The 19,654-nt window shown below is 50.8% G+C and carries 17 protein-coding genes; 9 read left to right on the plus strand and 8 right to left on the minus strand.

The features are described from left to right. Positions 1-144: 144 nt before the first annotated feature. Positions 145-1,335 carry an MFS transporter gene (locus tag EDI29_RS17190; protein WP_137741861.1) on the plus strand — a complete coding sequence of 397 codons (1,191 nt, stop codon included), beginning with the start codon at positions 145-147 and terminating at the stop codon, positions 1,333-1,335. Positions 1,336-1,465: 130 nt separating this feature from the next. On the opposite strand, the gene gyrB is transcribed toward EDI29_RS17190, so the two are convergent. Genes gyrB through dnaA form a run of 4 tightly spaced genes read right to left on the minus strand, consistent with a single transcriptional unit; the run spans position 1,466 to position 7,539 of the window. Next, the gene (gyrB, locus tag EDI29_RS17195) at positions 1,466-3,883 is read right to left on the minus strand and encodes a DNA topoisomerase (ATP-hydrolyzing) subunit B (protein ID WP_137741862.1); all 2,418 of its coding nucleotides are present in this window, start codon (positions 3,881-3,883) and stop codon (positions 1,466-1,468) included. Positions 3,884-3,901: 18 nt separating this feature from the next. Further along, positions 3,902-4,987 (minus strand): DNA replication/repair protein RecF, encoded by a 1,086-nt coding sequence (gene recF / locus EDI29_RS17200; RefSeq protein ID WP_137741863.1) that lies wholly within the window; start codon positions 4,985-4,987, stop codon positions 3,902-3,904. A gap of 49 nt (positions 4,988-5,036) precedes the next feature. Further along, entirely contained in the window at positions 5,037-6,137 is a 1,101-nt protein-coding gene (gene dnaN, locus EDI29_RS17205; RefSeq protein WP_137741864.1) for a DNA polymerase III subunit beta, read from the minus strand. 4 nt (positions 6,138-6,141) lie between these two features. Next, entirely contained in the window at positions 6,142-7,539 is a 1,398-nt protein-coding gene (gene dnaA / locus EDI29_RS17210; RefSeq protein ID WP_010281224.1) for a chromosomal replication initiator protein DnaA, read from the minus strand. Between the two features lie 674 nt (positions 7,540-8,213). Between dnaA and rpmH the strand changes: the two genes are divergently transcribed. The 7 genes from rpmH (at position 8,214) to EDI29_RS17245 (ending at position 14,284) form a co-directional block, all read left to right on the plus strand. Then, positions 8,214-8,354, plus strand: coding sequence for a 50S ribosomal protein L34 (rpmH, locus tag EDI29_RS17215; protein ID WP_005976668.1), 141 nt, complete (start codon positions 8,214-8,216; stop codon positions 8,352-8,354). An 18-nt stretch (positions 8,355-8,372) separates the two neighbouring features. Further along, positions 8,373-8,732: a ribonuclease P protein component gene (gene rnpA / locus EDI29_RS17220; RefSeq protein WP_071531164.1), complete on the plus strand. Its 360-nt coding sequence runs from the start codon at positions 8,373-8,375 to the stop codon at positions 8,730-8,732. Further along, positions 8,696-8,953 (plus strand): membrane protein insertion efficiency factor YidD, encoded by a 258-nt coding sequence (yidD, locus tag EDI29_RS17225; protein WP_010281237.1) that lies wholly within the window; start codon positions 8,696-8,698, stop codon positions 8,951-8,953. Before rnpA ends, yidD begins: the two co-directional genes overlap by 37 nt. A gap of 2 nt (positions 8,954-8,955) precedes the next feature. Then, on the plus strand, positions 8,956-10,590 hold the full coding sequence (gene yidC / locus EDI29_RS17230) for a membrane protein insertase YidC (protein ID WP_137741865.1): 1,635 nt from the start codon (positions 8,956-8,958) through the stop codon (positions 10,588-10,590). Positions 10,591-10,719: 129 nt separating this feature from the next. Beyond that, positions 10,720-12,084 (plus strand): tRNA uridine-5-carboxymethylaminomethyl(34) synthesis GTPase MnmE, encoded by a 1,365-nt coding sequence (gene mnmE, locus EDI29_RS17235; RefSeq protein ID WP_137741866.1) that lies wholly within the window; start codon positions 10,720-10,722, stop codon positions 12,082-12,084. Positions 12,085-12,151: 67 nt separating this feature from the next. Next, positions 12,152-12,742: a DUF6933 domain-containing protein gene (locus EDI29_RS17240; RefSeq protein ID WP_137741867.1), complete on the plus strand. Its 591-nt coding sequence runs from the start codon at positions 12,152-12,154 to the stop codon at positions 12,740-12,742. 330 nt (positions 12,743-13,072) lie between these two features. Beyond that, positions 13,073-14,284: an acyltransferase family protein gene (locus EDI29_RS17245; protein ID WP_137741868.1), complete on the plus strand. Its 1,212-nt coding sequence runs from the start codon at positions 13,073-13,075 to the stop codon at positions 14,282-14,284. A gap of 84 nt (positions 14,285-14,368) precedes the next feature. Here EDI29_RS17245 and EDI29_RS17250 read toward each other — a convergent pair whose 3' ends face one another. Continuing rightward, a complete protein-coding gene (locus tag EDI29_RS17250; RefSeq protein ID WP_137741869.1) occupies positions 14,369-15,220 on the minus strand; it encodes an SDR family oxidoreductase in 852 nt (283 codons plus the stop codon). Between the two features lie 114 nt (positions 15,221-15,334). On the opposite strand from EDI29_RS17250, the gene EDI29_RS17255 reads away from it, so the two are divergent. Continuing rightward, positions 15,335-15,769, plus strand: a complete 435-nt coding sequence (locus tag EDI29_RS17255; protein ID WP_137741870.1) for a winged helix-turn-helix transcriptional regulator — start codon at positions 15,335-15,337, stop codon at positions 15,767-15,769. Positions 15,770-15,877: 108 nt separating this feature from the next. On the opposite strand, the gene pgaD is transcribed toward EDI29_RS17255, so the two are convergent. Genes pgaD through pgaB form a run of 3 tightly spaced genes read right to left on the minus strand, consistent with a single transcriptional unit; the run spans position 15,878 to position 19,653 of the window. Beyond that, positions 15,878-16,309 (minus strand): poly-beta-1,6-N-acetyl-D-glucosamine biosynthesis protein PgaD, encoded by a 432-nt coding sequence (gene pgaD, locus EDI29_RS17260; RefSeq protein WP_137741871.1) that lies wholly within the window; start codon positions 16,307-16,309, stop codon positions 15,878-15,880. A 3-nt stretch (positions 16,310-16,312) separates the two neighbouring features. Further along, entirely contained in the window at positions 16,313-17,641 is a 1,329-nt protein-coding gene (gene pgaC, locus EDI29_RS17265; protein WP_137741872.1) for a poly-beta-1,6-N-acetyl-D-glucosamine synthase, read from the minus strand. Then, positions 17,638-19,653, minus strand: coding sequence for a poly-beta-1,6-N-acetyl-D-glucosamine N-deacetylase PgaB (gene pgaB, locus EDI29_RS17270; RefSeq protein ID WP_137741891.1), 2,016 nt, complete (start codon positions 19,651-19,653; stop codon positions 17,638-17,640). The genes pgaC and pgaB overlap by 4 nt, the downstream gene beginning before the upstream one ends. Position 19,654 lies beyond the last annotated feature (1 nt).

Genomic DNA, 19,654 nt, shown 5'->3' on the forward strand with positions numbered 1-19,654 from the left:
CCTATCCTGCCAGTATCAATATTCGCCATAGATGATATAAGTAATATGTTAACCTTATGATCCATTTACCAGGGAGTGACGCCCTGTTCCTGCGCCGGCTCTCACGATAATAAAATCTACAGACCTGTAAACTGCAAAAACAACATGAAACTCATAAAACTACCGTTACTGGCGCAAATCTCATCCGCTCATCTGGTGAGTCACCTCCATATGATGGTGCTGCCTGCACTCATTCCGTTGCTATCAACCCAACGCGATATCAGCTTTGTTGAACTCGGGTTTGCACTCAGCGTATTCAACATAGTCTCCGCCTGCGTGCAGACGCCAATTGGTTTTATGGTGGATCGCATCGGCGCACGTCGCACGTTAACCGCAGGTTTAGCGCTCGGAAGCCTTTGTTTTCTTTCGCTAGGATTTTCAGAAAGCTACACCTGGTTAGTCGCCGCAATGGGGCTCGCAGGGGTGGCGAATGCGGTTTATCATCCGGCAGACTATGCCTTACTCTCGCGCGGAATTGATGAAAAACGCATGGGTCGCGCCTTCTCGGTGCATACGTTCTCTGGCTTTCTGGGCACGGCCATTGCCCCTGGGATTTTGCTGTCCGTTGCCGCCTTTTCTGGCATCAATAGCGCATTCATCGTTTCTGGCATCATTGGCTTGCTAACGATCCCACTACTTATGACAGACCGTGATGAACCTAGCCGGGTGAAACCCACGGCGGCAACGAGCACCCAGCCAGGCAAATCGCGCGCGCCTGTTTTCACGTTGCCGATTTTAGCGCTGCTGATTTTGTTCCTGTTGCTGAATTTAAGTACGGGATCGATCCAAAACTTCTCGGTTACGGCGTTAGTCACAGGCTACGATTTGTCGCTTTCACAGGCTAACGTGGCGCTGACCGCATTCCTGTTCGCCAGCGCCTTTGGCGTACTGGCTGGCGGTTCATTGGCGGATAAAACCAAACGCCATGGGCTGGTGGCGACAGCGGCGCTGGCTCTCACCGCCGTACTGGTCAGTATCGTTGCGATGTATTCCTTACCCACCATCGCGCTCGTACCGTTGTTGGCTGCTGCGGGTTTCCTCTCCGGGATGATCGCACCGTCTCGGGATATGCTGGTGCGCGCCGCCTCACCACCGGGAGCGGAAGGACGGGTGTTTGGTATTGTATCCACTGGCTTTAATCTGGGCGGGGCCGCAGGGCCAGTGCTGTTCGGCTGGATGCTGGATCACGGTCACCCTCACGCGATTTTCTGGTCTGCCGTTATCTTTATGCTGATCACCGCGTTCATCACGCTGCTACAGGAAATGCGCAGCGCCAAACGCCGTGCATTAGCCTGATAAAAAACATAAGGAAACGTTTTTCAACGTCGCTGGCGGCGGCTCCAAGGGCGGCGAGCAGGAAGCTCGCCATAAAAAAAGCCAGCTCCGCAGGGGGCTGGCTCAGATAACGATAACAACGTAGACCGAATCAGATATCGATGTTCATCGCTTTCAGGGCGTTCTCTTCGATAAAGGCACGACGCGGTTCAACGGCATCCCCCATCAGAGTCGTAAACAGCTCATCAGCGGCAATCGCGTCTTTCACCGTCACGCGCAGCATGCGGCGGCTGGTTGGGTCCATCGTGGTTTCCCACAGCTGATCCGGGTTCATTTCACCCAGGCCTTTATAACGCTGCACGCTCAGACCACGGCGGGACTCTTTCACCAGCCATTCCAGCGCCTGTTCAAAGCTAGCCACTGGCTGACGACGCTCGCCACGTTCGATGTACGCATCTTCTTCAATCAAGCCACGCAGTTTTTCGCCCAGTTGATTCAGCTTGCGGTATTCGCTACCGGCAACAAAGCCTGCGCCCAGCGGGTAATCGGTATCCACACCGTGCGTACGTACGCGCAGCGCCGGTTCAAATACGCCGCGCTCTTCATCGTGATTAATGACAAAGCTGTATGTGCTGCCGTGCACTTCGTTGGCGTTCAAGCCACTAACCAGTGATTCCGCCCACGCCTGTACTTTCTCGCGCTCGCCTAAATCAGCTTCGGACAGCGTCGGTTGATAAATCAGACGGTTCAAAAACGCCCGCGGGAAACGACGTTCCATACGGCCAATCATCTTCTGTACAGCGTAATGTTCAGAAACCAGTTTCTCCAGCGGTTCACCCGCCAGCGCTGGTGCCTGTGCATTGGTGTGCAGCGTCGCGCCGTCCAGTGCCAGTGCGATCTGGTACTGATCCATCGCTTCATCATCTTTGATGTACTGTTCCTGCTTGCCTTTTTTCACCTTGTACAGCGGCGGCTGCGCGATATAAACGTGGCCACGCTCAACGATTTCAGGCAGTTGACGATAGAAGAAGGTCAACAGCAGAGTACGGATGTGCGAACCATCGACGTCAGCATCGGTCATGATGATGATGTTGTGATAGCGCAATTTGTCTGGGTTGTACTCATCACGGCCAATGCCACAGCCCAGCGCGGTGATCAGCGTCGCCACTTCCTGCGAGGAAAGCATTTTGTCAAAACGCGCCTTCTCAACGTTCAGGATTTTACCCTTCAGCGGCAGGATCGCCTGGTTCTTACGGTTACGCCCCTGCTTAGCAGAGCCGCCCGCAGAGTCCCCTTCCACCAAGTACAGTTCAGATAGCGCCGGGTCGCGTTCCTGACAGTCCGCCAGTTTGCCCGGCAAACCAGCCAGGTCGAGCGCACCTTTACGACGCGTCATATCACGTGCTTTACGCGCCGCTTCACGAGCACGTGCGGCATCAATAATTTTACCAACCACGATTTTGGCGTCTGACGGATTCTCCATCAGGTAATCCACCAGCTTTTCGTTCATCAGCGATTCGACCGCAGTTTTCACTTCGGAAGAAACCAGCTTGTCTTTGGTCTGTGAGGAGAATTTCGGATCGGGCACTTTCACGGAAACCACCGCAATCAGCCCTTCACGCGCATCGTCACCGGTGGCGCTGACTTTGGCTTTCTTGCTGTAGCCTTCTTTATCCATGTAGGTATTCAGCGTACGGGTCATCGCGGCACGGAATCCGGCCAGGTGTGTACCCCCATCACGCTGCGGAATGTTGTTGGTAAAACAGTAAATGTTTTCCTGGAAACCATCATTCCACTGCAACGCCACTTCCACGCCGATGTCATCTTTCACCGTCGAGAAATAAAACACGTTTGGATGAATTGGGGTTTTGTTACGGTTCAGGTAATCAACGAATGCCTTGATACCGCCATCATAATGGTAATGATCGGCTTTATCTTTTTCACGCTCGTCGATCAGGCGGATAGAGACGCCAGAGTTCAGGAACGACAGCTCGCGCAGACGCTTAGCCAGGATCTCATATTCGAATTCCACCACGTTGGTGAACGTCTCGTGGCTCGGCCAGAAGCGCACCGTCGTACCGGTTCTGTTGGTTTCACCAGTGACCGCCAGCGGAGCCTGCGCCACGCCGTGCTTGTAGGTCTGCTCGTGAAGTTTCCCGTCGCGGTGGATAACCAGCTTCAGTTTTTCTGACAGGGCGTTAACCACGGAAACCCCTACGCCGTGCAGGCCGCCGGAGACTTTATACGAGTTATCATCGAACTTACCGCCCGCATGCAGCACAGTCATGATGACTTCGGCCGCGGAGATCCCTTCTTCTTCGTGAATACCGGTTGGAATACCACGGCCATCATCCTGCACCGATACCGAGTTATCAGCATGGATGGTGATGATAATGTCTTTACAATAGCCAGCGAGTGCCTCGTCGATAGCGTTGTCCACAACCTCGAATACCATATGATGCAGGCCGGTACCGTCGTCCGTATCGCCGATATACATACCTGGGCGTTTACGTACCGCATCCAGCCCTTTCAATACCTTGATACTTGAGGAGTCATAAGAATTCGACATCAACGTTTCTCGCTCATTTTAGTCCTGTGATTGAACCGTTATTTTACCCTGTTCTACGCGGAACATCTTGCCCTTTTCACCAATCATGTCCTCTATCTGCTCAGCGCTAACCGCACTGACAAAAACCTGTGCATGAGTGGCTTTTAACCGTTCAGCCAGCAAACGGCGGCGGGTACTATCCAGTTCGGAAGCAAAGTCATCGATCAGATACAGACAGCGCAGTCCGTTCTGACGGGTGAGAAATTCACCCTGAGCCAGCCTCAGCGCACACATCAGCAGCTTGAGCTGGCCACGGGACAACATATCCTCAACTGCCACGCCGCTGGCGCGGATGCGGAAGTCGGCTTTATGCGGCCCCAGCGCCGTATAACCTAACATACGGTCGCGTTCGAACTGCCGTTCCAGCAGTTCGGCATACTCGCTTTCTTTATCCCAGCCGCGCTGGAAAGAGAAACTGAGAGAAAATTCAGGCAAAAATTGCGTACAGGTCGTGGCGATATCATCGGCAATCGCCGCACTGTACTGCGCACGCCATTCGCTGATACGTTCCGCCAGCGGCACCAGTTCCTGATCCCAGGCTCTGAGCTGCCCATAGTGGCTCACCTGACGCAGCGCTGCATTACGCTGGCGCAACAAACGCTTCATGTTGCTCCAGGCAGCGAAAAAGCCGGGTTCATTATGGAAACAGCCCCAGTCGAGAAAGGCGCGACGATATTTCGGGCCGCCGTTAAGTAAGGTAAACCCTTCAGGGGTAATCAGCTGTATCGGTAGCAGTTGCGCCAGTTCAGCGACTTTATGGCCGTCGCTGCCGTCAATCCGCACCTTGCTGTCGCCCTGACGGTTTTTGCTTAACCCGACGGATCGCTCCGTTTCAGTACCGTCAATACGGCCATGTAGCACAAATTCCGGCTGTTCGTGACGAATGACGCGCCCGGCCTGGATGCTGCGAAACGCCCGTCCGTGCCCCAGCGTATAAATCGCTTCCAGCACGCTGGTTTTACCGCTGCCGTTGGCACCGACCAAAAAATTAAAGCCGGGAACCAGCGCCAAATCGGCCGCCTCGATATTACGGAAATCTTTGATGAGAAGACGAGTAAGAGCCATGTTGCAGTTATCTTAATGATGAAAGGGCAAGTAAACTTGCCCGATAATTCTACAACCGCATTGGCATGACGACATAGGCCGCCGCACGGCTGGCGCTATCTTCGATCTGCACGCTGGAAACAGAATCAGTCAGCAGTAAACGGACGCCTTCGCACTTCAGCGCGTTCAGCACATCCAGTACATAGCTAACGTTAAAGCCGATCTCCATCTCGGTGCCGTCGTACTGCACATCCAGAATCTCTTCCGCTTCTTCCTGCTCTGGGTTGTTAGCCGTAATTTTGAGCTGATTCTGAATCAGATGCAGACGCACACCGCGGAATTTTTCATTCGATAAAATCGCCGCACGAGAGAAAGCCTGCTTGAGCAGATCGCAGCTGGCTTCCAGCGTCTTATCCGGGTTCTTCGGTAATACGCGGCGATAATCAGGGAAACGACCATCGACCAGCTTCGACGTGAAAATGAAATCGCCGACATGCGCACGAATGTTGTTGCTGCCGATTTGCAGTTGTAGAGGGGTATCACCACCATCCAGCAGACGCACCAACTCCATCACGCCTTTACGCGGCACGATCACCGAATGTGAGGGTAAGGATTGGCCAACCGGCATCGAACAGACCGCCAAACGGTGACCATCGGTCGCGACCGTGCGCAGCTCTTCGCCTTCGGTTTCAAACAGCATACCGTTGAGGTAGTAGCGGACATCCTGATGCGCCATCGAAAACTGTGTCGCTTCGATCAAACGCTTCATCGTCGCCTGTGGCAGAGAAAATTCGACCTCGCTCTGCCAGTCGTCCAGATTAGGAAAATCCGCCGCAGGTAACGTAGACAGCGAAAAACGGCTGCGGCCAGAGCGCACCAGCATGCGATCGCCATCCAACATGATGGTAATCTCTGCGCCTTCCGGCAGCCCCCGGCAAATATCGAACAGTTTACGGGCAGGAACGGTCGTGGCACCCGGCTCATGCGGCTGCATCAGCGCAACCTTCGCCACCATCTCCATTTCCAGATCGGTACCGGTCAACGACAGCGCGCCTTCCGTTACCTGAATCAGCAGGTTGCCCAGGATCGGTAAGGTCGGCCGGCCGCCCAGCGGGCTGCTGACCTGTTGTAATGGCTTTAACAGACGTTCGCGTTCAACAATAAATTTCATAGTGTTATGACGATAGAGTTCTGATTAAATTGGAAAAATCTTCTTTGATGTCGTGGCTTTCTTCACGCAACTGCTCAATCTTGCGGCAGGCATGCAACACCGTCGTATGGTCACGCCCGCCAAAGGCATCGCCGATTTCCGGCAGGCTGTGATTCGTCAGTTCTTTCGCCAACGCCATCGCCATCTGGCGCGGACGCGCCACCGAGCGGGAACGACGTTTAGACAGCAGGTCGGCTACCTTGATTTTATAGTATTCCGCCACGGTCTTTTGAATATTGTCGATAGTAACCAGTTTTTCCTGCAACGCCAGCAGATCGCGCAGTGCCTCACGCACAAAATCAATGGTAATCGAGCGGCCAGTAAAATTGGCATTCGCAATAACGCGGTTCAGCGCGCCTTCCAGCTCACGCACGTTAGAACGCAGGCGTTTAGCAATAAAGAACGCCACTTCGCCAGGCAGACGAATGTCATTTTCATCGGCCTTTTTCATCAGAATCGCCACGCGGGTTTCCAGCTCTGGCGGTTCAATCGCAACTGTTAACCCCCAACCGAAGCGGGATTTCAGGCGGTCTTCCACGCCGTTGATCTCTTTCGGGTAGCGGTCAGACGTCAGAATGATTTGCTGGTTGCCTTCCAGCAGCGCGTTGAAGGTATGAAAGAACTCTTCCTGCGAGCGCTCTTTATTAGCAAAGAATTGAATATCATCGATCAGCAACGCATCAACAGAGCGATAGTAGCGTTTGAATTCTTCAATCGCATTGTTCTGCAACGCTTTTACCATATCCTGCACGAAACGCTCGGAGTGCATGTAAACCACTTTCGCGTTGGGCTTGCGGGCAATGATGCCATTCCCCACCGCGTGCAATAAGTGCGTTTTACCCAAGCCGGTGCCACCATAAAGAAACAGCGGGTTATACGCGCCGCCAGGGTTGTCGGCCACCTGACGCGCCGCTGCACGCGCTAACTGGTTCGATTTACCTTCAACGAAGTTATCAAACGTATGTTTCGGATTCACATTGGAACGGTAGGTATGCTCTGCCTGTACCGGCGAGTTATCCCAGCTTGGTCGTACCGGAGCCGAACGCACCGGCTGCTGCCGCGCAACGCTGACAGGATTGTGGTGCGACTGCGCTGGCTGGCTTACCGCCTGAACCAGCGGCTTACTGCCCACTTCAAAACGCAGTAAAGGGGCATCCATCCCGCAAAAATCATTCAGCAGGACATTGATATTGTTTAAGTATTTATCACGAACCCAATCCAGCACAAAGCGATTGGGGGCGTAGAGCGCCAGAGTGTTATCACTCAGCTCCGCCTGCAACGGGCGTATCCACATACTGAATTCTGTGGCAGGTAACTCATCCTGCAAACGGGCAAGACACTGCTGCCAAAGCGAAAGTGACACGGCGGACTCCACTCGAACAAGAACGATCAAAAAGAAAAGAATAAGACGTTATTTATGTGACTCATGATTTTTTTGGCGCCTGCGTCATTCACGATTGTTTCATACACAATTCAGACAGCAGACACACCACGTAGCGCGGCGGTTTACCCCGACGATCCCGTCAAAAGGATCGCTAACGGAACCGTGGATCATAACCTAATCCGGCAAAGAGATCTTCCCCTTCTGCACAGTTTCGATCCTTTTTATCCACAGGCTATTCTTATCGCCGCTCCCCGTAGCACGCCAGAGGGGCGGCTAGCGCACATTTTACTCGCCCGCTATAAAGAGCAACCAAGCATACCCTTGGAGACACGATCGTTACGGTGATATCGATCATGATCTTGCGGGACAGATCGTTGGACGATCCTTGCACTTTACAATAGAGTCCGTATAATTCCCTGCCCGCGCGTCTACGCCTTTTCTGTGCTCTGGCAGGCAGAAATTCCAAAAATACTGGGAATGGCTGGCGTGTTAAGTGTGATGTTAATTGACTCAGGACTGTACAATTATTACAATCCTGCCTCTTTCCGTTATATAGCTGTGATATGCGATTGAGGCGTCGGTCATTTTCACGCCGAACAGCCAAACGCGTTTACTGTGAAGTTATAATTTTCCAAGTTTAGGTAGAAATCGCCATGAAACGCACTTTCCAACCGTCCGTATTGAAGCGTAACCGTAGCCATGGTTTCCGTGCTCGTATGGCCACCAAAAATGGTCGTCAAGTTCTGGCCCGCCGTCGTGCGAAAGGCCGTACTCGTCTGTCTGTTTCTAAGTAATAAAAGCTAACCCACCGAGTGGTTAAGCTAGCATTTCCCAGGGAGTTACGTTTGTTAACTCCCAGTCATTTCACTTTCGTCTTCCAGCAGCCGCAACGGGCTGGCACGCCGCAAATTACCATCCTCGGCCGCCTGAACTCGCTGGGGCATCCCCGCATCGGTCTTACCGTCGCCAAAAAGCATGTAAAACGTGCTCATGAACGCAATCGGATTAAACGCCTGACGCGCGAAAGCTTTCGCCTGCACCAACATTCATTGCCTTCAATGGATTTTGTGGTGCTGGTGAAAAAGGGGGTGTCTGAACTGGATAACCGCACTCTGACGGAAGCATTGGAAAAACTATGGCGTCGGCACTGTCGTTTGGCTCCCGACTGCTGATCGGGTTGATACGCGGTTATCAACTCGTTATCAGCCCGTTACTCGGACCACATTGCCGGTTCCGGCCAACGTGTTCGCAATACGGTATTGAAGCAATACGCAGGTTCGGCATGATAAAAGGCTGTTGGTTGACGCTTAAACGCGTATTAAAATGCCATCCTTTGAACCCTGGTGGTGATGATCCCGTACCGCCAAAAACCGACAATAACAGAGAACATTAACGATGGATTCGCAACGCAATCTTCTTCTCATCGCTCTGCTATTCGTAACCTTTATGCTTTGGCAGGCTTGGGAAACGGATAAAAATCCGCCAGCAACCACGCAGGCCATACAGCAGGCTACGAACGCAGCGACCGGTGATGCTACCAACCAGGGCGTACCAGCTAGCGGTCAAGGTAAACTGATCACGGTGAAAACCGATGTGCTGTCGCTGACCATCAACACGCGTGGCGGCGATGTCGAGCAAGCGCACCTGCTGGCTTACCCGGATACATTGGGTTCAGATAAACCTTTTCATCTGCTGGAAACCACACCAGAGTTTGTCTATCAGGCTCAAAGCGGTTTGACCGGCAAAAACGGTCCAGACAACCCGGCTAACGGCCCACGTCCGCTGTTTACTACCACGCAAGATAGCTTCGAGCTGGCCGATGGCCAGAGCGAACTGCGCATTCCGATGACGTACACCGCGGCGGACGGCGTAACCTATACCAAAACGTTTGTTCTGAAACGTGGCGATTATGCGCTGAACGTTGACTATAGCGTCAACAACACCAGCGCTCAGCCTCTGGAACTGACGCTGTTCGGTCAGTTAAAACAGTCTACGGAGTTGCCTAAGCACCGCGACACTGGCAGCAGCAACTTTGCCCTGCACACCTATCGTGGCGCAGCGTTCTCTTCCAGCGAAGATAAGTACAAAAAGTACAGCTTCAGCGACATGGACGAAAACCTGAACATCACCACTAACAGTGGTTGGGTGGCAATGCTGCAACAGTATTTCGCAACCGCGTGGATTCCGACAACGACAGGCGCGAATACGTTCTATACCAGTAAGCTGGGCAACGGTCAGGCTGCGATTGGCTTCAAGGCTGCCCCGGTTGTGGTTGCCGCTGGCAGTCAGCAAAATCTGAACGCCACCCTGTGGGTCGGCCCTGAAATTCAGGACAAGATGGCAGCAGTTGCGCCGCATCTGGATCTGACCGTAGATTACGGCTGGCTGTGGTTTATTTCTCAGCCTCTGTTTAAACTGCTGAAATTCCTGCACGGCTTTATCGGTAACTGGGGCTTCTCCATCATTGCCATTACCTTTATCGTGCGCGGTGTGATGTATCCGCTGACGAAAGCGCAATACACCTCTATGGCGAAAATGCGCTTACTGCAACCTAAATTGCAGGCCATGCGTGAGCGTATTGGTGATGACAAACAGCGTATGAGTCAGGAAATGATGGCGCTGTACAAGTCAGAGAAAGTGAACCCGCTGGGTGGCTGCTTCCCGCTGCTGATTCAGATGCCAATCTTCCTGGCGCTGTATTACATGCTGATGGGCTCCGTAGAGCTGCGCCATGCGCCATTCGCGCTGTGGATTCATGACCTGTCTGCACAAGACCCGTACTATATCCTGCCGATCCTGATGGGCGTGACGATGTTCTTCATCCAGAAGATGTCGCCAACCACCGTGACCGACCCAATGCAGCAGAAGATCATGACCTACATGCCGGTCATCTTTACCGTCTTCTTCCTGTGGTTCCCGTCAGGTCTGGTTATGTACTACATCGTCAGCAACCTGGTTACCATCCTCCAGCAGCAGTTGATCTATCGCGGTCTGGAAAAACGTGGCTTGCATAGCCGCGAGAAAAAATAATCCGGTTGATGACTAACCGATAGAAAGCGTAAGGCGGTCATTGACCGCCTTATTTTTTTATAAGCTGTTTTATCCCCTAACGATACGTAAAATAGCCTGATAGACGGGCATCAACGCAGAGAGAATATCATGAGCAATACCGACACCATCGTCGCCCAAGCCACGCCACCGGGACGCGGAGGTGTGGGTATTTTACGTGTTTCAGGACAGGCGGCCGCAGAGGTGGCACACGCTGTTCTGGGTAAGCTTCCCAAGCCGCGCCACGCTGATTATCTGCCGTTCCGTGATACCAACGGCACCACACTCGATCAGGGCATCGCCCTCTGGTTTCCTGGCCCGAACTCCTTTACCGGTGAAGACGTGCTGGAGCTTCAGGGTCATGGCGGTCCGGTTATTCTTGATTTGCTCCTGCAACGCATCCTGACGCTGCCTAACGTGCGCATTGCACGTCCCGGTGAATTCTCTGAACGTGCCTTTCTGAACGATAAGCTCGATCTCGCGCAGGCAGAAGCCATCGCCGACCTGATTGACGCCAGCTCGGAACAAGCCGCTCGCTCAGCGCTGAACTCCCTGCAAGGCGTATTTTCCACCCGTATAAATCAGTTAGTGGAAGCACTCACTCACCTGCGAATCTACGTCGAAGCTGCCATCGATTTCCCAGATGAAGAGATCGACTTTCTTTCCGATGGCAAAATTGAAGCGCAGCTCAATGGCGTGATGGCCGATCTGGATGCCGTCCGAGCCGAAGCGCATCAGGGTAGCCTGCTGCGTGAAGGGATGAAAGTCGTGATTGCGGGTCGCCCTAACGCCGGTAAATCCAGCTTACTCAATGCATTAGCGGGTCGTGAAGCGGCGATTGTCACAGATATCGCGGGAACCACGCGCGACGTATTACGTGAACACATTCATATCGATGGCATGCCGTTACATATTATCGATACCGCCGGACTACGCGATGCCAGCGACGAGGTCGAACGCATTGGAATTGAACGTGCCTGGCAGGAAATCGAACAGGCCGATCGCGTGCTGTTCATGGTCGATGGCACCACCACGCAGGCGACTGAGCCGGAACAGATCTGGCCGGAATTTATGGCGCGTCTACCCAAAACACTGCCAATTACCGTGGTGCGTAATAAAGCTGACATCACAGGTGAAACGCTCGGCCTCGAAGAAGTGAACACTCACTCACTTATCCGTCTTTCCGCCCGTACGGGCGAAGGCATCGACACGCTGCGCGACCATCTCAAGCAAAGTATGGGTTTCACCAGCAACACGGAAGGCGGTTTTCTGGCTCGACGTCGCCACCTGCAAGCACTGGAACTGGCAGCACAGCATCTGATTCAGGGCAAAGAACAGTTGGTGAGCGCCTACGCTGGCGAACTGCTGGCAGAAGAATTGCGGCTGGCACAGCAGTCCCTGAGTGAAATCACGGGTGAGTTCACCTCTGACGATCTGTTAGGCCGCATTTTTTCGAGTTTTTGTATTGGGAAGTGATAGTAGAATTTATACTCATCTACACATTCAATGCCACTAACTGATACAGAAGAGCAAGAGTGATAAGATGATTCAACTTCACGCTACGCATAAGTTTTTCAAGTCTTTGCCACTGGATGACAGCGGTCAATTTGCCGCAACGCCCTGTAGTCAGTGGCTCTTTAGGCAACCAACAATAGATATCAACCCGCTGAGCAACTGGCACGGAAATTTGATCACCTTACAGCGCCGGAATTGCGTACTTTTCGTACATGATGCGACTCGTTTTCCACTGATATTACTGGCGCTTACCAAGAAAAACTTCCTCGAACTAAACGATTACTTTGTGGATGCATTAATCAATACGCTTCTCAAGTGTGGGGCGAATGAAAGGCAACTCAACGTCGCCCAACATTATTTGCGCCCGCTACAAGTCGATACCCAGTGTAATCGCTCCGTGCAGGGCACATTGAACCAGATGAAGGGCGATGTTGAACACATAGTACGGTTTGATAATATCAACATTTCTGAATTAACGGGTTACGCCCTTGGTCAGTCACTTGCTGATAGACCCTGTTCAGTCAAAGATCGCGGATATCTTTGGCCCCAGCAGGAAATGTTGTCATTGTTATCGCAACCATCCAGTAGTCCATACAAGCTCCCGTCATCGATAAATTGATGCTCGCAGTTATTTTTATTTCCATGACTTAATCGTTTAAAAAAAATAAAAAACTATAAAAAAGTGATAGTTAAATAAAATCATGAAATACGCCGACTAAAAAACCATTTTGTAAAATAAAGGTTATTGTGTTATTACTAAATTGAAGGGTTATTTCCCTTCACAAAATAATCATTACCAATGATAAATCAGAGAGATAAATGTAGTCTCCTGATTACATTGACCATTATATTAAAAAATAAATTAAAATTATAAATAGCTTCCTATTTATATATTTATGATAGATATCTTTCCTCATTTTTTCGCATCGCGTTTAAATAGGAGAAAAAAATGGACAGTAACCTCATCGTAAAAAAGGAAATTTCACATTATTATCAGAGTAATATTATTATAAAGAGAACACCAAAAGGGTATCTCCCTAATTTGCCATCGCTGAATGGCACTCGAATTATTGCTGCCCTTCTTGTGTACCTCTTTCACACATCGCTCGGGAATATGTTAAACCTGTTCTCAGATGAATCTATCGGCGAAGCCTACTCTTTTGTCCTCAGTAAGGCTGGGTGGGTAAGTGTATCGTTCTTTTTTATCCTGAGTGGGTTTGTCATGAACTGGTCGTCGCCATCCGTTAGCCACCCGCTCCAATTCTATAAAAAACGATTTTCAAAGATATACCCTGTAAATATATTTATTATGATACTGATTATTATTACTGGAGTAATAAGTGTTGGGCGTGTTGATGTCTGGTTACCCAATTTATTATTGATACAGACATGGATACCGCAAGGCGATAACTATATTGGCGGAAACGTCCCCAGTTGGTTTCTATCTGTCATTGTTTTTCTTTATATTATTTACCCATTCTTACTCAAGCTCGTAAAAAAAATACCGACTGAATCCTTATGGGTATCCGTAATATTTTGCTATGCCACCTTAATCGCAGCTAATGGTGCGATCTATACATTATTGCCCACCACTCCGCTGATTGAAGGTTGGCCTTTTGAGGTGGGCGAAATTCAATGGTGGCTTTCCTATACCTTCCCACCAACACGTATTTTTGAATTCACTATTGGTATGTTACTGTCACGTATTATCCAGGAAGGGAAGTGGATACCCGTTTCAGTGACCGCCAGCATAATACTGACCGCATTGACATATTGCATTGATCTTTTCATGCCGTTCCTGCTTAGCTTTAATTTGGTTACTCTCATTCCGCTGACATTATTGATAGGCTCACTTGCGGTGCATGACCTACAAGAGAAGCGTTCATTTTTACATGCGAAATCAATGCAATGGTTAGGAAGCATTTCTTTCTGCTTTTACCTGATTCATTTCTTAGTACTTAGCTTGCTAAATGAATGGACTGAAGGCAATCAATACAGTGTGATAGACGCTGCGCTGTTGATCATCGTCGCCGGGGCGATCAGCCTTATCGCCGGCTGGTTGCTTTATCAATTCATTGAACAGCCGGTAGGCAATTTACTGACGGCCAAAAAGAAACAAAACGTGAGTAATCAAGTGCAAGAAAGCACCCCAACATCTTGATAAACAGAAGGTGTGACTAAGGATAGGCATATTCTGACAGGGCAATGCGCCAGGCTCGGCATGATGCTGAGCCTGGCATGATACTTATTTCAGCGTCGTTTTCACTACCGCTGACAGCGGCGTGGTTGGGCGACCAATCAGACGGCTGAGTTGTTTGCCATCATCAAACAGACCGCCTTTGGATGCACCGACATCTGAATCCGCAATAATCTGCGCGAACACATCAGGTAGCCCAGCGGAAACCAGCGCAGCGGTGAACTCTGCTTCAGACAGATTTTGATAACCGATAGATTTACCAGACTGTTTGCTAATCTCCGCAGCCAGTTCCGCCAACGTATAAGGCTCATCACCAGCCAGTTCATAAACTTTGCCAGCTTGTCCTTCCTTCGTCAGTACCGCAACGGCGGCGGCAGCGAAATCTTCACGGGTTGCAGACGTAATTTTTCCTTCGTCCGCACTGCCGATAAATACGCCGTGCTCCAACGCCGCAGGGATGCTGGCCGCATAGTTCTCGGTATACCAGCCGTTGCGCAGCAGGACATGCGGTAAGCCAGAATCTTTCAGCAACGTTTCGGTTTGGCGGTGTTCTTCCGCCAGCGCCAACGGTGATTTATCCGCGTGCAGCAAGCTGGTGTAGGCCAGTAATTTCACCCCAGCTTTCGCGGCGGCTTCAATCACATTTCGGTGTTGTGTCGCACGCTGCCCGACTTCGCTGGAGGAGATCAGTAGCACTTTATCCACACCTTGCAGCGCGGAAGCCAGCGCCTCTGGCTGGTTGTAATCTGCGGCTTTCACCTGCACGCCAAGCGCCGACAGATCGGCAACTTTATTGACATCACGTACCAGCGCTACGATGTCGCTCGCCGGAACTTTCTCTAACAGTTGTGCTATGACTAAACGGCCCAGTTGGCCAGATGCACCAGTAATCGCAATCATCTCAAGCTCCTTTTATTAACTGTCTTTGATTAACCGTCTTTTATTAACAAGAACTGGCTGGCATAATATCGACAAAACTAACTTTACGTAAGTACATACATAAAGGTAAGTATAGTGAATCAACACCCAACACCGATAGATTTATTGCCTCCACTTCTGCCAACCGGCAACGTCTTAGCTGAGAAATGCCCGTCTCGCCAGATACTTAACCACGTAACCAGCCGCTGGGGTGTACTGATCCTCATTGCATTACTTGATGATACGCATCGCTTCAGTCAACTGCGTCGACGGATTGGCGGCGTGAGCGAACGTATGCTGGCGCAGACCCTGCAATGGCTGGAAAGTGATGGTTTTGTCCTGAGAACAGCCTATCCGGTTGTCCCACCGCATGTTGAATACAGCCTGACGCCATTAGGAAAAGAGGTTGGTGAGCGGGTAAAAGAGCTGGCGGTATGGATTGAAGGGAATCTGGGTGACATTCTGGCGGCACAGCAGTCCGTTGAAAAACCGTCCGTTGAACAACTGTCAGCTAAACAGCGCGCCTCCTGAGCCACGATTCTTGCTCAGGAATCGGTGAGTTTGGGAAACAGGCGGTGATATCAGAGAGCATGGCTTCCCCACTCTCATCATCAACCGCCATAAAACTCAAACGCATTTTCAGTCAGTCACGACCGATAAGTTGTCGATACCAATAATTTTTCCATGCTCGTTATGCCAAACACGCTGAACCTTATTACGATGCAACGACTGAACGAATCCATCCGATAAAGAAAAACTCCTGGCAACGTGTTTAGTATCGAGCGCATCCGAACGCGTTCTTTGTTCTGTTCTGGAACGATAGCGATAGTGTTCCAGTTTTCCCCAGGCAATTAAGAGCACGGCATTTACCAGAAATATGGATAAATGTATCGATATAATCCAACCTTCTGAGGTAAAGAAAGACGCGTCGGAAGCATAGTTATGCAAAAAAGTGCCGATAAACACCTCAAAAAATAGCCAAATAAATATTCCCCACCCACATAGCGTCAGGAAAACATCGATGAAGCGTGGCAACCAACGTCTTTCAGAAATGATTAAAGGTGAATGCATAATTTATCCTCTTTCAATACCACGATCGGGGCTTTCCCAACGCGCACGTTTTTTACGGGAACGCAGCATGACCTTGGGAAAACTAACCAGGCTGGTAAAGAGACTCAACGTCCAATACACCATCGGATACCAGACCACCCAGAACAGGTATTTACCAATGTCTCTCTCATAACGTCGTTCGATCAACATACTGACGGCAAATTGGATTAAGCAAACAACCCCGATCATCATGCCGGTAAATGCGGGAGGAAAGAGCGTTTCCACCCGGATGCCCTCAGGCAGCACGATTAAAAAGCCTAACAAATACAATATGACACTTATGGCATAGGTGAAGGCCCATAATATTGAAATAGAATATTCGAGGAACAACGGCCACATTCGGCGATAGCGCCACGACCATAAATGACGGAAGTTTTTTAAAAAGACTTCAGCGCCGCCTTGCGCCCAGCGCAGTCGCTGCTTCCATAAGCCAGAGAGCTTTTCCGGCATCAGAATCCAACACAGGGCTCGTGGCTCAAAAAATATCGTCCAATGACGCAATTGAAGCTTCCAACTGATATCAATATCTTCCGTGATCATATCGGTGCTCCAGTAGCCAACCTCTGCTAGCGCACTGCGACGAAAAGCGGCGACGACGCCAGAAACCGTGAAAACTTTGCCGTAAACCCGCTGTGTGCGTTTGATTAGACCGATAATTGAGGAGAACTCACCAACCTGAATGCGGCCAACCAGCGTCGAACGCGTCCTTATCCTTGGGTTCCCCGTTACTGCGCCAACCCGTGGGTTATTGATTAATGGATTAACCAAATAGGCGACAGCATTGGGATCAAGAAGCGCATCGCCATCAATGCACACCAACAGATCGCTCTGGGCCGCTGCGCACGCGGTTTGAAGCGCCAACGCTTTACCCTGATTATGCGCAAGATGAATAACGCGCAGTTTGTCATATTGGTCCGCCAACCGATCGAGCACCTCTCCCGTATCATCATTAGAGCCGTCATTCACGGCAATCACTTCGATATGGGTATAATGTTGTGCTAATGCCGCCTCAATGGTTTCACACACGTTAGGCCCTTCGTTATAGCAAGGGATCAAGATCGACACTAACGGACGTCCGGCTGGCTCATCGGGTATGACCTCCTCCCCCCAGCGCCAATGACGTTCATGGTGAAACCAGAAATACAGCCCACCCGTTATCCATATCCCTGACATAAATAAAGGCCAGAAAAAGGTAAAGTTTAGGATGACATCCCCTGTAAAAGAGAACATGACGCCAAAAGGGATGCCGAGCATCAGGCATAAGATGAAGAAAGCTAACGTTCTCTCTATCATGGCAGTGGGTACCATTCTGATGAAATCATGGGGCGGATGCTCTCTAATTCAGGCGAATTATTAAGAAAATCATCCGGATAATAACCGTAATTTTGCGCACCATTCAGTTGTAACACGGTCATCCATTTAACCAATTGCGCAGTGTCTAACCACGGTTCTCCTGAGACACGCCAATCCCTTGCCTGAAGTTCAAATACCGTTTTATCCAGCGCGCCGGGGCGGCGAGCCACTTCTTGTACCAGTTTTTGCAACCACGCATCGCTGTCCCTAGGCGCGACGTTTTCCATCAATGGCATTGCCATGGGGGCAACCCAATCATAAGCGGCAAGGAAGTCATCCAGATTTTGGGAGAACCATGCTTCGCTCTCTGGCTCAATAGCAGGGAGCGCGAAAATATTGCGCGCGGTTTGGACTTGCGGGCCTCGGATCTCATGCACACGAGCGGCCAGATCGAGCGTAAAATCCGTTAAGGCTTTACTTTTAAACCGCGTCCAACGTGCCGTAAGCTGGGGGTCGCGACGAATGTCGTCAATCGTGCCGGGGAATCCAGCCTCTTGATATGCCTGTATGGCTTGATGGCTTGCGTCTTCATCGTCTGCAAGCACCGCATCATCATGAAATAAGATGCCACTAAACATGGCGTAAGAGGAAAGATCCTCATAAATATCAGTAATTCGTCTTCTGGCCTCCGCATCCCATAGCGATAAACGCCGATATTGACTGTCGTTGATACTACGTTGCCCGCTCTCACTGTCGATCCGCTCAACGCGTTGCAACGTCTCATCATCCATATCAAAAGCCAGCACTGGCATCCAGGCGTAAACGCGAACAAGCGCCCGCGAGGCTAGCTGCCAGGCCACATGATTGAATAAGTCTTCTCGGACGGGCATCCAGCGATTAGGAAAATAGAGTGACTGGACGTTGCCATCCCCCTTCGGGTCGGAGAAAGCCTGAAGATAAACGGTATTAATACGCAAGTCGGCAATGCGTTGAACTAATGCATCCACATTACGCGACTGCTGTACTTTATCGGCATCATAAACATAATCCAGATCGATATGCGCGACCCGTATGACCTCAGGTTCTCGGGCATAGCCAACCAACAGCGCAAACCGTTGCACATCTGGATTATTGTTAATCAGTATCCGAGGAACGTTATACGGCGAATCAGCCGATGCGGGCCCGCTTCCAAGCGTCAGCGCCATCTGATAGCCACGCTGCTTAACAATACTTAGCGCGTCCCCACTGACCGCACCATAAGGCCAGACCCAAACCCGAGGCTTTTTCCCCGTCGCATGAACGATTCTTTTCGTAATGAGATCCGTATCATGCGCAAAACGTTGACGATACTCATCCCGCGTTTCGTATCGCTTACTCTCAGGAAAATAGCGACGAGTGACGGCGGCTGGTTCCATATTCCCCTGCGGGTTTGCCTGAATCCCTTTATGTAAGTCATAAGTATGCGCCCCAATTTCTACCAGGCCAGATTGCGCCATTTCGCTGACTTGCTGCCAGGTAAGAAAATGGTTGCGAGGTAATTGAACACCGCTAAAATCCACTGGCTGATCTTCAGGGGTATCCAGCCAGCGCCCAACGGGTGCCAGTACCGCTGGCCACCCATAGGCTTTCAGGAGAGGGTAAACGCGATGATAAAAACTGCTGTAACCATCATCGAAGGTCAGTAATACCGCCCTGTCCGGGAGCGGTTTCCCCCCAGAGCCCGCAGCCAGAATGTCATCAACGGATACCGGGTGGTAACCATTTTCCCTCAACCAGACAAAGTGTTCATTAAGTGCACGAGTTCGTACCGCCATAAACCGCTGATCGGCCCCCTCATCCGCAACATCATGATAAGCAATAACAATATATTGGTTGGCCTTCCAAGGCTGTTCTTTGACCAAGATAGGGCGTTCTGCTGGCGAGCTATATTTCACGTCAACGGAATGTGCACAGGCGGTGAGCATTAACACCCCCAACGTCATTACAAAGTTTCGTAGTCGTATGAATGACATC

It is taken from the genome of Pectobacterium polonicum, assembly GCF_005497185.1.
GTDB lineage: Bacteria > Pseudomonadota > Gammaproteobacteria > Enterobacterales > Enterobacteriaceae > Pectobacterium > Pectobacterium polonicum.